This is a genomic window from Pararhizobium sp. LjRoot255 (genome assembly GCF_964252905.1).
Lineage (GTDB): Bacteria > Pseudomonadota > Alphaproteobacteria > Rhizobiales > Rhizobiaceae > Pararhizobium.
Genome location: NZ_CAXUPQ020000001.1, coordinates 360,898 through 373,083 on the forward strand (window position 1 = coordinate 360,898; position 12,186 = coordinate 373,083).

Here is a 12,186-nt window from a genome sequence, read left to right on the forward strand (position 1 = left end):
GCGGATGAGGGGCAACACAGTGGCATCATTCGAAACACAGCGCTTAAGCGGCAGACCGGCCGACCGCCGGCGGCGCGCCCGATGCGAGCCTGAGCGCTGCGAGATACTGTTTGCCGTAGCTTGCCACCAGCTCCGCCTTGTCGCGGCCGTTGATGATCCGCCGGGCGCCCGCCCAGCTCTCGCGGGAAAGAGAGAAATAGTCGCCGAGTCTCTTGCCGGTGAAGGCGCCGCCCTGCATGCCCGCAAACAGGATATCGACAGAGACCGGAAGCTCCATCGCCCGCTCCGGATGCGCCACCAGGTCGATCCCCGTCGCCGCCGCCATCTTCGCGTAGTTCTCCCTGTGCGTCAGTTGCACCAGCCCGCGCCCGAGCCAGCTCTTGCCCTCGCCGTCCCGCCGCCAATAAGGCGTAGACACGGCAGGCAGCCTGCGCTTGCGGAACGCCGCCTCCAGGATGGCGATCGCCCGTTCGTCGCTCTTGGCAAAGGTCTCGCGCACAGGCTGCATCGTCCGCCCCGTCTCGTGATGCGCGGTGGCCAGCATATAGGCGAGCCAGCGCCTGTCCGCCGGGGCCGGCATCCGTGCCCAACGATCGAGAATCGCCGTCAACCCGTTCACCTGGCCCTGCTTCAGGACATCGTCGAAAAGTGACGCACGTACCGCTTTGAAAAAGACTGCCCGGTCCATCGTCATTGTCGCTCCGCCATCGTTCACTATGCTGAAAAAAGTCGTGTCTCTAAATCGATTTAACCAATTTAAATCGTTTAAACTATTTAATCCGCTGATTTACTTTGCCTTTGGGATGTGAAATTTGAAGACAGCAATATGACATTGCCCTTTCATCAAGGAGGATCGCATGAACGCAGAGACGAAGATACAAGCCGACGCCACCCGCGCGACGGTCCCCCAGCACATCCTCGACCGCTTCGAAAATGCATGGCAGCAGATGCGCCTCAACGCCTCCTCCGCCCAAAAGCCGTCCAACGGTACCGACGACAAACGCTGATCATCCCATCCTGATTTCTTCCACCGCATTGCCTCGTCCGGCCCGACGTTTCGGCGCCCTCGACGCCACCGGTGGCTGCAAAACCAAAGAGAGGATCGCCCATGCCGGCCCAGCAAATCTCCCAGGCCCAGTTCGAACGCCTCGAAAACGAATGGCGCCAGATGCGCGAAAGCGCATCGGCCGCGCCCAAGCCGTCGGCCTCCACACCGCGCCAATAACCGCGCGTCCACCCTCCCCTTGAGGGGGAGGGTCGGAGCGAAAGCTCCGGGGTGGGGTGACTTTCCGCGACACGCAAATGGATCACCCCCACCCGCGACTTCGTCGCGACCTCCCCCTCAAGGGGAGGTAGATCAAATCCCCCTGACCCGCGGCTCGCCGCCGCCTTCCAGCATCAGCGCCGTCAGCGCCCAGACCAGCGCGTCCAGCCGGTCCGGCGAGCGTCCGGATGACAGCCCTTCCGGGCCGAAATCGCACATCTGGTCCTCGAGTGCCGGAAACGAGCCGGCATGCACCACCCGCCCCTGCTCGTAGAGCGCGGCGACCGGTTCTGCCCGAAGCCATTTTCCGCGCGAGGCCCGCACCGCCGTCACCGGCAATTGCGCGTCGATGCCCTTCAGCACCGCCTGCACCATGTCGCCGCCCTGGTTGACCTCGGCAACGATCCGGTCGGCATCAAACCGCCGATAGGCCTTGACCACGGCACCCGCCCATCCGGCCGGGCTCGCGCCCTCGACCGAGCAGTCCGCCAAAACGACGCCGCGCCCGGTCCGGTCGAGCCCTGCCACAATGATACCACAACAGGATTCCCGTCCCATGCCGGACGGCGGATCAACCGCGACGACGATGCGGCCGAGCGGCCCGGCGTCGCGCAGCTTCAACGCCTCGATCGCAGCCCGCGACCAGAGCGCATCCTCGCGGTCCTCGATCATCTCGCCATCGAGTTCCTGCCGTCCCAACCGCGTGCCGCCATAGCGCCCGGCCATGGCGTCGAGAAAACCCGGCGCCAGGTTTTGCGCGTTGTCGCTGGTGCGAATTCTGCACGTCGTCGTGCCGGGATCGGCGATCAGCGCCTTCAGCACCGGCACCGGCCGCGGCGTCGTCGTCACCAGCGCCCGCGGATTGTCGCCAAGCCTCAGCGCAAACTGCAGCATGTCCCATGTTTCCTGCCCATGTTTCCATTTGCCGAGTTCGTCGCACCAGGCATAGTCGAACTGCGGCCCGCGCAGGCTTTCCGGGTCCTCGGAGGAGAATATCTGCGCCACCGTCCCGTTCGGCCAGACGAGCCTGCGCCGCGACGCCTCGAACTCCGGCCGGTTTTTCCAGGCGATCCGGCAGATGCCGGAAACGCCGTCGACCATCACCTCGCGCGCATCCCCCAGCGTCTCAGCCACCAGCGCGATCCGCAAACCCGGCCGCGCATCCTTGCCGCCTGCCAGTTGCTGAACCCATTCGGCCCCCGCCCGCGTCTTGCCCGAGCCGCGCCCGCCCATCAAAAGCCAGACCCGCCAATTGCCGGGCGGCGGCATCTGTTCGTCGCGTGCATTTTTCGTCCAGCATCGCATGAACCTGAGGAGGTTCGGTCCTGCATGGATTGGTTTTCCTACAGTCTCCTCGACCGTGGCGCTGCCAACTCCGGCCAGCGGCTCCGCAGTGCTCGGCAACGAGCCGTCCTCGTCCACCACTTTCGGTCCCCTATCGTCGCCATCTGGCGTCGCATCGTGTGAGGGAGCATCGACTGCCGTGCCGTCATCCGGCGCTTTGGAGATCTTGAGCGACGGCGCAAGTCCGGCGTCGAGTACCTCGATCAGTTGCCGGCCATTGTTTCGCCCTTCCAGCACGCTACCCATTTCCCGATCGAGATCATCTTCCAGGTCGAAGAACTGCCGCGCCGCCTCGACGAGCCACGGCTCAGGAGGGTCCGCCGCCTCGCGGCACGCCGACGGCGTCTGTGGCAGGCGCGTGCTCAGCCGCAACATTCTCCGCCGCGCCTTCAGCCTCTCGGCGCTTTTCCTCTTGAGACAACTGGAGGGCCCGCTCCTCGACGCGGTTGTTGAATTCGCGCACAAGAGCGTCGTACCCTTCTTCATCCAAATTCTGCTCCGCCTGCAGTTCCCGGTCGCGGACAATCGTCCTCTGCAGGCTGTCGATCTTTTCGAGGGTTCGAACGATCAGCGACATCGCCTCGATGCTCGCCTTGGCATCCGCCTGGATCAGCTTGCGGTCGATGTCGGCCTCGGCCTCGGTTTCCCGCTCGCGTGCCGCCTCGCGCAGCCGCTGGAACTGCTGCATCTGCTCGCGCAGTTCCTTGGTCATGCCGTTCAGCATGTCCTGCAGATCGTCCAGCGAGGTGCGCTCGGCCTTCGTGTCGAGAATGACGTACCGCGCCATGGCCTCGAGTTCCGCCTCGCCGCCCGGCCGCAAGCCATCATAGACCGGCGCCTTCGGCCAGAAACCAAAGAACTCCGGATCGAAATCCAGATCAGATGTCATCGCAATGTCCTTGAGAGCAGCGTATCGTTACGCCGATGATGCCAGGCGCCGGATACCACCCTCCCTCGAGGGGGAGGGTCGGAGCGAAGCTCCGGGGTGGGGTGACCCTTTCGAAGAGAGAGCGAAACCGCCACCCCACCCGCACTTTTCCGACTGTGCCATAACCCTATCAAACCACCGTCACGGCGTCAAGGATTATTTTCCTATACCGGATAATTTTCTTAATTTTGTACATTTAGCGATGCGTGGTAATCTTCCGCCATGAGAGCCGAAGACCTGGAAAAGCGGGCTTTGAGCCTGCCGGGCGCGGTGGAAAGCGCCCATTTCGGCAAACGCGATTTTCGCGTTGGCAATCGCATCTTCATGTCCCTGCCGGAGGCCGGCCGTGCCGTCTTCAAGTTCACGCCCGATCAGCAGAGGATGCTGATCGAAACCGAGCCCAGCGTCTGCGCCGCCGTCCCCGGCGGCTGGGGCGAAAAGGGTTGGACCTCCGTCTGGTTCGCCGATGCCGACGAGGACATCATCGACCACGTGATGGAAACCGCCTGGCGCAACGTCGCCCCAAAAAACCTGCAGAAAAACGAGGAAACCGTGCAGAAATCCGAGGAGCCTGCCGAATAGCCCCGCGCCTCAGCCTTTTGCGCCCACCCTCAGCGGCCACTCCACCAGATAGTCCTCGAAATCCTCGACATCGACATCATCCTCGCTCACCGTGCGGCCGCGCGCGGAAATGCCCGCCTGATGCACCGTCTCCGGGTCGCCGGAAATCAGCGGATGCCACCAGTAGAGATCATGCCCGTCGCGCACCAGCCGGTAGCCGCAGGTCGGTGGCAGCCAGGCGAGCGTCTCGACCTCCTCCGGCGTCAGCCGGATGCAGTCGGGCACCGTCGCCTGCCGGTTCGCATAGTCCTTGCAGCGACAGCTCTCGCCATCGAGCAGCGTGCAGCCGATATTGGTCCAGGCGATCTCGCCCGTCTCCCAGTCTTCCAGCTTGTTCAGACAACAGAGCCCGCAGCCGTCACAGAGGCTTTCCCACTCCGCAGTCGTCATCTCGGCCAGGCTTTTCGTCTTCCAGAAGGGCTCGGCGCCCATGATTTTCATACTTTCATGTGTTGGATTTCGGCGACAATTTTACAAAAGATTGCCGGTTTTTTAAGGCTCATTATCGATATCGCCATAGAATAGAAACCCGCCCCATGCAAATATCGGCCGGAGATGCCGAGCCATCAGGACGCAAACCGCCGTGCAGGATCCACGCCAAGACGACAACCGGACGGAGGAGGACAGCGGCCCGCAGGATGACCGCCCGCGGAAGCGCCATATCCTGCTGCGCATCGACAGCTGGATCGATTCGACCGTCTGGAACGCCGGCTTTAGCCTCGGCGTCTGGTGGGAGGACATCACCATCTTCTTCCGCCGCTTTACCGTGCGCGGCTGGAAAAAGGCGCTGTTCGAGGTGCTCGGCGAGTGCATGACCTGGGGCACCGCCGGCTCCGTGCTGATGCTGGCGCTGGCGTTGCCCGCCTTCGAGGAGACCAAGGGCAACTGGCGCGCCCGGAGCGATTTCGCCGTCACCTTCCTTGATCGCTACGGTAACGAGATCGGTCATCGCGGCATCATCCACGAAGATTCCGTGCCGATCGACGAGCTTCCGGACACGCTGATCAAGGCGGTGCTGGCAACGGAAGACCGCCGCTTCTTCGACCACTACGGCATCGACTTCCTAGGCCTGTCGCGCGCCATCTCCGAGAACGCCCGCGCCGGCGGCGTCGTCCAGGGCGGTTCGACGCTGACGCAGCAGCTCGCCAAGAACCTGTTCCTGTCGAACAAGCGCACCATCGAGCGCAAGATCAAGGAGGCCTTCCTTGCCGTCTGGCTGGAAAGCAACCTGTCGAAAAAGGAGATCCTGCGTCTTTACCTCGACCGCGCTTACATGGGCGGCGGCACGTTCGGCGCGGCCGCGGCCTCGCAGTTCTATTTCGGCAAGGCGATCACCGATATCAACCTTGCCGAAAGCGCCATGCTCGCCGGCCTCTTCAAGGCCCCGGCCCGCTATGCGCCGCATGTCAACCTGCCGGCCGCCCGTGCCCGTGCCAACGAGGTCCTGACCAACCTCGTCCAGGGCGGCCTGATGACCGAAGGACAGGTGATCGCCGCCCGCCTCAACCCCGCGACCGTCATCGACCGGGCCCAGGTCCGCGCCCCCGATTTCTTCCTCGACTGGGCCTTCGACGAGGTGCAGCGCATTGCCGCCCCCTTCGCCCAACACTCCCTCATTGTGCGCACCACGATCGACATGGGCCTGCAGCAGGCCGCCGAGGAATCGGTTGAATCGAGCCTTCGGCAGTATGGCGAAAGCTACAAGGTCAAGCAGGGCGCCATCGTGATGATCGAGAATGGCGGCGCCGTGCGCGCCATGGTCGGCGGAAGGGACTATGGCGAAAGCCAGTTCAACCGCGCCACCAAGGCGCTGCGCCAGCCGGGATCGTCCTTCAAGGTCTACACCTACACCGCCGCCATGGAAAAAGGCTTCAAGCCGGACTCGGTGATCAGCGACGCGCCGGTCACCTGGCGCGGCTGGTCGCCGCAGAATTACGGCCGCAGCTATTCCGGCCGCGTCACGCTTCTGACCGCCATCGCCAAATCGATCAACACCGTTCCTGTCCGCCTCGCCAAGGATGAACTCGGCACCGAGATCATCGCCGCGACCGCCAGGAAGATGGGTGTTGAAACCCCGATCCGCACCGACAAGACCATGCCGCTCGGAACGTCGGAAGTGACGGTGCTCGACCAGGCGACGGCCTACGCCGTCTTCCCGGCAGGCGGCCTTGAGGCCCGCCGCCACGGCATCAGCCAGATCCTCAATTACGACGGCGACATCCTCTACGATTTCGGCCGTGACGCGCCACCGGCCAAACGCGCCGTGAGCGAAGAAGCCAACGCCAATATGAACTCCATGCTGACCCAGATCCCGATCATCGGCACCGCGCGCCGGGCAGCGCTCGACAACGGCATTGTCGTCGGCGGCAAGACCGGCACGACGCAGGCCTATCGCGACGCCTGGTTCGTCGGCTTCACCGGCGACTACACGACCGCCGTCTGGTTTGGCAATGACGACTATACCTCGACCGACAACATGACCGGCGGCTCGCTGCCGGCCATGACCTTCAAGCGGTTGATGGATTACGCCGAGCAGGGCATCGAGCACCGCGCCATCCCCGGCATCGAAAACCCGCTGCCGGGGCCGGACGCCAAGAAGAAGGAGGCCGAGACCGCCGCTGCCAGGCCCGAGGACGAAAACGCGCTCCCGCCGCTCGTGCGCCCCCGCTCGCTCTCGTCCGACGTCACCCGCCTGTTGAAATCGATCGCCGAGAAATTCAACAGCGCGCCGCCCCTGAAAATCCCGCCCGACCTACCCGGCAAGGTCGCCGTGATCGATCCCCAGCGCACCGGCGAGATCGTCAAGGGAGGACGGAATGCGGGACGCTGATGTTTGCAGGTCCACCCTCCCCTTGAGGGGGAGGGTCGGCGCGAAGCGACGGGGTGGGGTGACCCCTTGTGCGTCCCTGACGATCACCCCCACCCGCAGCTTCGCTACGACCTCCCCCCTCAGGGGGGAGGTCGGGCCGCCAATCTCCCCCCTTGTGGGGGAGATGTCCCGAAGGGACAGAGGGGGGTATGCCGCGACGAACTCGAGACGCTGTTCGCCTGCGATTCAACTTTCCTCCCTAAGGTAGCCTCTCTTGTTCCGCATCCCCCTCCTCGTCGCCCTTGCCCTGTCCGTCGCCTTCGGCGTCGGTATCGCCTCGACCGTCTCCGCCTTGAAGGCGACTGTCGGTTTCGGGGCGATCGCGCTTGGGCCCTGGGTCGCCTTTCCGGATGCGCAGACCGAGAACACCGACCCTTATGCCAAGGCGCACCGGGCGCGCGCGGGCAAACTTCTTTACGGCGGTGCCGAAGGCCTGCAGTTCACCGCCGCCATCGACAGCGACGGTAAAAAGCTTTCCTCCGGCTGCTCCTACGACATCACCGGCATCACCCCGCCCGCCCGATTCTGGACGCTCTATGCCACCAATGCCAACGATCAGCCGATGAAAGCCGATCCGGCGCTTCCAGGCGCGATCAATGCCTGGACCGTGCTCAGACAGCCGGACAGTTCCTTCATCATCCACGTCTCCCCGGTCGCCGAGCCCGATAACTGGCTGGCAATCCGCCGCATCGGTGCCTTCAAGCTGGTACTGACGCTGCTCGATACTCCGACCGCCGGCTCCTCCGGCCTCATCGATCTTACCATGCCGAAGATCGTCAAGACGGGGTGCCCGGATGCGTAGTGTCCTTTTCGCGGTCCTCGTCGGCCTGGTCGGAGCCGCGTTGCTGCACATCGTCATCATCCTGGCGCTGCCGCAGTTCACCGGCAAGGATGCCTACAGCCGGGTGCTCGGCCTCTACGAGATGGACAGTTTCTTCCCGCTCACCAGCGAGCCAGGCCCGACCGGCCTTGCCAATGAGGATCCGTTCCTGCGCGTCGCCGTCTGCGGCTTTTCAGTCAGCACCGGCCCCGCCCGTTTCATCGCCAAGGGCGCGGTCCCGTTCTGGTCTCTGTCGATCTACGACGCTGATTCCAATGAGATTTTCAGCATGAACGACCACACGGCGGTCAACGGCAATCTCGATCTGGTGATGGCGACGCCGATCCAGCTGGTCGATCTTAGAAAAACGCCGCCCGAAAGCCTTGCCCAGTCGATCGTGGTCGAGATGCCGGATGAGGAAGGGTATGCCGTCTTGCGGGCGCTCGCCCCGACCGGCAGTTTCGAAGAGCCGGTGCGCAATTTTCTCGCCGAATCGAGCTGCGAGCCATTCCGGCGCTGAGGCCGGCGCTGAGGCCCGGCGCTGAGGCGCAAAAAGTCGAAGGTCGCTTGATCGTGGCTCATGCAGCCGATCGAGCAGCCAATGCCGCGGCCGCTGTCGAAAATCCAGCGGTCTCCTCTCATGGCGGGGGTGTGTCGGAAAAGGTGCCACGGCAGGGGATGAGTGACACCGGCCTAAAACATCTCGCTGTTTCTTGGTATCTCAGTGTTTCTTGGTCTGGTCGGGAACCGGTTGCGGCGGCGTTGCGCCGTGATCGCCGTCCAGCCGCTCGTAGCGGATGCCGGTAAACAACAGGACGACGGCGTTGCTCGGCGCAACGGGACCCATCGCCGGTTTTGGCGGTGCCCGCGTCAGACGGTCCTCTATTCGAATAACTTCTGCCATGCTCGTCTCCAAAAATCTGGTTGAGACGGATGAACTATCGTTTATCTCACCCTGCCCGTTCTGCGGGCTGGCGCGTTCCTTAAAAGCTTTCGCCCGGACATCTGCGCCTTTCTCGTTTGCTCCTTCTTCCGGGACACCCGGATGTCATGCCATTCGTGAAAGCGGGTCGCCTTGATCGAGTGATCTGCAGGCTGTCCGATTGAGCCATACGATAGTTAATAGCTCGTGAACCGTCAAAACCCCAATCCTAGCGATAGAAATCGCTGTTGCCGGTGATCTGACCAACTTTGCCGGGACGATACCACCGGACAGAGCCTTGCGCTTTCAAAAACGACAATAGACGAGCAATTGAAGCGCCGCCGTTCCGAAGGGAACAGGGCAACACCCGGACGATCACCGCCTTGCCAGCAATCCGATGACGAAAGCGACCCCGGCGATCGCCAGCAAGGTCGATACGGGTTCCTCGCGGACACGCTCGCGCAGGCGCTCGGTCAGCACTTCGGCCTCGGACTTCACGACGGCCCTCGCGTCCGTGCCGATGGCTGAAACGGTTTCTGTCAGCCGGACAATCTCGGCGCGCAATTCGGCAATCTGGTTGTCGAGATCGACCCGTGCGGCACTCGCTTCGGCGTCGACTGCGTTCGGTACGGATGCGAATTTCTTTTCAACCATGTCAGGGCTCCTCTTCCAACGTCGCTTCAACGCACCAGCCTGTCTTTGGTTCCCGTTTTTTTCAGCTGCCCCGTTTCCGGCCGGCGCCATTCGCCCCCTCCTCGCGCTCCCTCCCCGGAACGAAGGGCCAGGCTTTCGCGTTTCTCGATGAAACACGCACGGCCTTTCATAGGTGTCATCTCAAAAAAGACATAAAAACAAAGGTGTGTGCGCAGGAATGGCGCGGCTGCGAGAGCAGACCGACGCCGCATCGATAGGGATGGATAGTTGATGACGACACATCGAAAACACGCATTGAAGGCCGCTTTTTTAGCGATAGCTGCGTTTCTGCTGCCCGCCGCCGCACAGGCGGCAGCAGGCTTTGCTACCGCCAACGTCAATATGCGGTCAGGACCGAGCACGCGCTATCCGGCAGTCACCGTCATTCCCGTCGGCACGTCGGTGGAAATCCATGGCTGCCTTGCCGACATCCCCTGGTGCGACGTGTCCTTCTACTACGGTCGCGGCTGGGTCGCCGCCCGCTACGTGCAGGTGGAGTACCGGCAGAGCCGCGTCTACCTGGAGCCCGATTATTACGACACGCTCGGCATTCCGTTTGTCACCTTCGAGATCGGAAGCTATTGGGATCGCCACTACCGCAACCGCAACTTCTACAGGCAGCGCGACTATTATCGCGGCGATCGCTACTACCGGGACCGCGACTACTACCGCCGTGATACCGACGGGGATCGCTATGAGCGCGATCGCCGCATACGTCGCGACTACGACGACTTCGACCGCGACGATGACGACGAGATTTTCATCGAGCGGCCCCGCCGTGACCGCGACCGTATCGAGCGCCGCGATCGTGACCGTATCGAACGGCGTGACCGCGACCGCGACCGGGATCGGGACCGCGCCGAGCGCCGGCGCGGTGATGACGATCAGGAATTCCGCGACAGCCGCGAACGTGACCCGGACAGGGTTGGCCCGCGCGTACAGCGCCGTGACACTGATGACGACAAGATCCGGAATCGCGATAGCCGCCGCCGTTGCCGCCCCGGCGACGACCGCTGCAACTGATCTGGGTTCCCGCAAACATGACGACGGGCGGCGCAACGCCGCCCGCTCTGCGTTCCAACGCAACCCCCGGCCGACAGGCCGTGGCAGGCACCTGTGTGCAAGATGTCGCACGGTACACGACAGTGGCCGTCTCACCCCCTCTGACCTGCCGGGCATCTCCCCCTCAAGGGGGGAGATTGGCGTGGGGCTGGCCTCGTGTTCCCCATCTCCCCCCTGAGGGGGAGATGTCACGAAGTGACAGAGGGGGGTATTCCCGGTGCTGTCGTTGATGTGAGGATGCCGGTACCATCCTTCGTGATCGGTAAACGGAATGTTAACCACGTCGCCGTACTCTCTGCCAATCATTCAGCCATGATCGGCAGGGTCGCATGAACTGTGCCGACGCCAATGTTTTCAGCGCTTTACAGCGCCGCGCGTCACACGCGCAAAGGTCGCTGTAACGCTTTGATCTGCTGCATAATTTTTTCCTTAAATCGATTCCGATTTAAGGAATTATGCAGTAGGTCGGTGACACTGGTGTCGGCCACGACGTTCGAAGCTATCCCTCCCGATTTTGCCTGAGATTTCGAGTTCCCTTCGGATAACCGGGCAGACCGCCCGTCCGAAATCGGGACAGTGTGGTGTGCGTACGAGTGGGTGTATCCGTGGCGGACCGGTTTCGTGAGTTGGAAAGGCCGCAGGCAGGACGGCTGAAGGACGTCGTCCTGATGGCGACCGTGACCGGTTTCGAGGGATTGCGCCATCCGCGCCGGTCCGACCTCAAGCAATTTGCCGAACTGTTCGAACCGCTGTTTGGCGCCTCCAGCGACGAAGCCCGCCGCCAGGCGGCAGCCGCACTCTCGCAATGCCAGCACGTACCGCAATCGGTGGCGCTCGTGATCGGCAACGCGCCAATTTCCGTTGCTGCGATTTTCCTCACCCGCTCGACCTCGATCAGCGACGCAACGCTGTCGCAGATCATCCGCGCCCAGGGTCCGGCCCATGCCACCGCAATTGCCCGCCGCGAGAATTTGTCGGTTCACGTGGTCGATGCGCTTGTCGAGCGCCGCCAGACGGCCAGTGCACCGGCAAAAACGGTTGACATCCCTGCCGCTGCGGAAAAACGCCCGCCGGAAACCATCGCACCGGATGCGGCGAAACTGGTGCGTGAAGAAAAATTGCGCGGCGATATCAGGGCGCTTGCCCGCGTGACCAAACAGGACCTGCCGGCCGATCCGGTCATCGAACCGCTAAGCCCGCTTCACGAGGCGCTTCTCGTGCGCTTCGCCCGCTCCGGCGAGGCCAATCTTTTCGCCGCCAGCCTTGCCGCCGCCCTGTCGACCAGCCCGGAGCTCGGTGAACGCATCCTGCTCGACATATCCGGCCAGCATCTCGCCATTGCGCTGACGGCGCTTGGCATGCGACACGCCGATACCCTCTTCGTGCTTGGGGCGCTCTACCCGGATCTTGCCGAACGCTTCGGCGGCGCCACACGCGGTGATGCCCTCATCGCTTCGCTCACGCCGGAGACAAGCCGCGCCAGCCTTCAATCCTGGCTGCGAGCAGTACAGGACGAAATGGCGGCCAAACGCGAACACCAGCCCTATCTTGCCCCCGAACGCGGCGCCGATCCGCGCCGCTCGCCGATCGCCAAGGAAAAGACCGCGCGCGACGGCGCAGTCACCCAGCCGAACCGGACTTTCGGGCGCGGACGCTGAAACCC

General features: G+C 63.3%; 13 protein-coding genes. 7 read left to right on the forward strand and 6 right to left on the reverse strand.

What is annotated here, in order from left to right:
- Window positions 1–43: 43 nt before the first annotated feature.
- A complete protein-coding gene (locus ACSQ2W_RS01825; protein WP_436084703.1) occupies window positions 44–694 on the reverse strand; it encodes a hypothetical protein in 651 nt (216 codons plus the stop codon).
- 163 nt (window positions 695–857) lie between these two features.
- Here ACSQ2W_RS01825 and ACSQ2W_RS01830 point away from each other — a divergent pair, with 163 nt between their 5' ends.
- A complete protein-coding gene (locus ACSQ2W_RS01830; RefSeq protein ID WP_436084704.1) occupies window positions 858–1,007 on the forward strand; it encodes a hypothetical protein in 150 nt (49 codons plus the stop codon).
- A gap of 350 nt (window positions 1,008–1,357) precedes the next feature.
- On the opposite strand, the gene ACSQ2W_RS01835 is transcribed toward ACSQ2W_RS01830, so the two are convergent.
- Both ACSQ2W_RS01835 and ACSQ2W_RS01840 read right to left on the reverse strand, forming a co-directional pair.
- Window positions 1,358–2,569: a DNA-packaging protein gene (locus ACSQ2W_RS01835; protein ID WP_436087645.1), complete on the reverse strand. Its 1,212-nt coding sequence runs from the start codon at window positions 2,567–2,569 to the stop codon at window positions 1,358–1,360.
- A gap of 346 nt (window positions 2,570–2,915) precedes the next feature.
- Window positions 2,916–3,497: a hypothetical protein gene (locus tag ACSQ2W_RS01840; protein WP_436084705.1), complete on the reverse strand. Its 582-nt coding sequence runs from the start codon at window positions 3,495–3,497 to the stop codon at window positions 2,916–2,918.
- A 261-nt stretch (window positions 3,498–3,758) separates the two neighbouring features.
- Here ACSQ2W_RS01840 and ACSQ2W_RS01845 point away from each other — a divergent pair, with 261 nt between their 5' ends.
- On the forward strand, window positions 3,759–4,118 hold the full coding sequence (locus ACSQ2W_RS01845; protein WP_436084706.1) for an MmcQ/YjbR family DNA-binding protein: 360 nt from the start codon (window positions 3,759–3,761) through the stop codon (window positions 4,116–4,118).
- Between the two features lie 9 nt (window positions 4,119–4,127).
- Here ACSQ2W_RS01845 and ACSQ2W_RS01850 read toward each other — a convergent pair whose 3' ends face one another.
- Window positions 4,128–4,589 (reverse strand): YcgN family cysteine cluster protein, encoded by a 462-nt coding sequence (locus tag ACSQ2W_RS01850; RefSeq protein ID WP_436087646.1) that lies wholly within the window; start codon window positions 4,587–4,589, stop codon window positions 4,128–4,130.
- A 151-nt stretch (window positions 4,590–4,740) separates the two neighbouring features.
- On the opposite strand from ACSQ2W_RS01850, the gene ACSQ2W_RS01855 reads away from it, so the two are divergent.
- The 3 genes from ACSQ2W_RS01855 (at window position 4,741) to ACSQ2W_RS01865 (ending at window position 8,366) form a co-directional block, all read left to right on the forward strand.
- On the forward strand, window positions 4,741–6,987 hold the full coding sequence (locus ACSQ2W_RS01855) for a transglycosylase domain-containing protein (RefSeq protein ID WP_436084707.1): 2,247 nt from the start codon (window positions 4,741–4,743) through the stop codon (window positions 6,985–6,987).
- 253 nt (window positions 6,988–7,240) lie between these two features.
- On the forward strand, window positions 7,241–7,828 hold the full coding sequence (locus ACSQ2W_RS01860) for a DUF1214 domain-containing protein (protein ID WP_436084708.1): 588 nt from the start codon (window positions 7,241–7,243) through the stop codon (window positions 7,826–7,828).
- Window positions 7,821–8,366, forward strand: a complete 546-nt coding sequence (locus ACSQ2W_RS01865; protein WP_436084709.1) for a DUF1254 domain-containing protein — start codon at window positions 7,821–7,823, stop codon at window positions 8,364–8,366. Before ACSQ2W_RS01860 ends, ACSQ2W_RS01865 begins: the two co-directional genes overlap by 8 nt.
- Before the next feature lie 201 nt (window positions 8,367–8,567).
- Here ACSQ2W_RS01865 and ACSQ2W_RS01870 read toward each other — a convergent pair whose 3' ends face one another.
- Window positions 8,568–8,750, reverse strand: a complete 183-nt coding sequence (locus ACSQ2W_RS01870; RefSeq protein WP_436084710.1) for a hypothetical protein — start codon at window positions 8,748–8,750, stop codon at window positions 8,568–8,570.
- A gap of 393 nt (window positions 8,751–9,143) precedes the next feature.
- Window positions 9,144–9,422, reverse strand: a complete 279-nt coding sequence (locus ACSQ2W_RS01875) for a hypothetical protein (protein ID WP_436084711.1) — start codon at window positions 9,420–9,422, stop codon at window positions 9,144–9,146.
- A gap of 294 nt (window positions 9,423–9,716) precedes the next feature.
- Here ACSQ2W_RS01875 and ACSQ2W_RS01880 point away from each other — a divergent pair, with 294 nt between their 5' ends.
- Window positions 9,717–10,484: an SH3 domain-containing protein gene (locus ACSQ2W_RS01880; RefSeq protein ID WP_436087647.1), complete on the forward strand. Its 768-nt coding sequence runs from the start codon at window positions 9,717–9,719 to the stop codon at window positions 10,482–10,484.
- 617 nt (window positions 10,485–11,101) lie between these two features.
- On the forward strand, window positions 11,102–12,181 hold the full coding sequence (locus tag ACSQ2W_RS01885; protein WP_436084712.1) for a DUF2336 domain-containing protein: 1,080 nt from the start codon (window positions 11,102–11,104) through the stop codon (window positions 12,179–12,181).
- Window positions 12,182–12,186: the final 5 nt, after the last annotated feature.

Bases quoted from the DNA above. Each gene is read 5' to 3' on its own strand.
- ACSQ2W_RS01845 (WP_436084706.1), top strand. From the start codon at position 3,759: ATGAGAGCCGAAGACCTGGAAAAGCGGGCTTTGAGCCTGCCGGGCGCG.
- ACSQ2W_RS01835 (WP_436087645.1), bottom strand. From the start codon at position 2,569: ATGCGATGCTGGACGAAAAATGCACGCGACGAACAGATGCCGCCGCCC.
- ACSQ2W_RS01825 (WP_436084703.1), bottom strand. From the start codon at position 694: ATGACGATGGACCGGGCAGTCTTTTTCAAAGCGGTACGTGCGTCACTT.
- ACSQ2W_RS01870 (WP_436084710.1), bottom strand. From the start codon at position 8,750: ATGGCAGAAGTTATTCGAATAGAGGACCGTCTGACGCGGGCACCGCCA.
- ACSQ2W_RS01865 (WP_436084709.1), top strand. From the start codon at position 7,821: ATGCGTAGTGTCCTTTTCGCGGTCCTCGTCGGCCTGGTCGGAGCCGCG.
- ACSQ2W_RS01830 (WP_436084704.1), top strand. From the start codon at position 858: ATGAACGCAGAGACGAAGATACAAGCCGACGCCACCCGCGCGACGGTC.
- ACSQ2W_RS01840 (WP_436084705.1), bottom strand. From the start codon at position 3,497: ATGACATCTGATCTGGATTTCGATCCGGAGTTCTTTGGTTTCTGGCCG.
- ACSQ2W_RS01850 (WP_436087646.1), bottom strand. From the start codon at position 4,589: ATGGGCGCCGAGCCCTTCTGGAAGACGAAAAGCCTGGCCGAGATGACG.
- ACSQ2W_RS01875 (WP_436084711.1), bottom strand. From the start codon at position 9,422: ATGGTTGAAAAGAAATTCGCATCCGTACCGAACGCAGTCGACGCCGAA.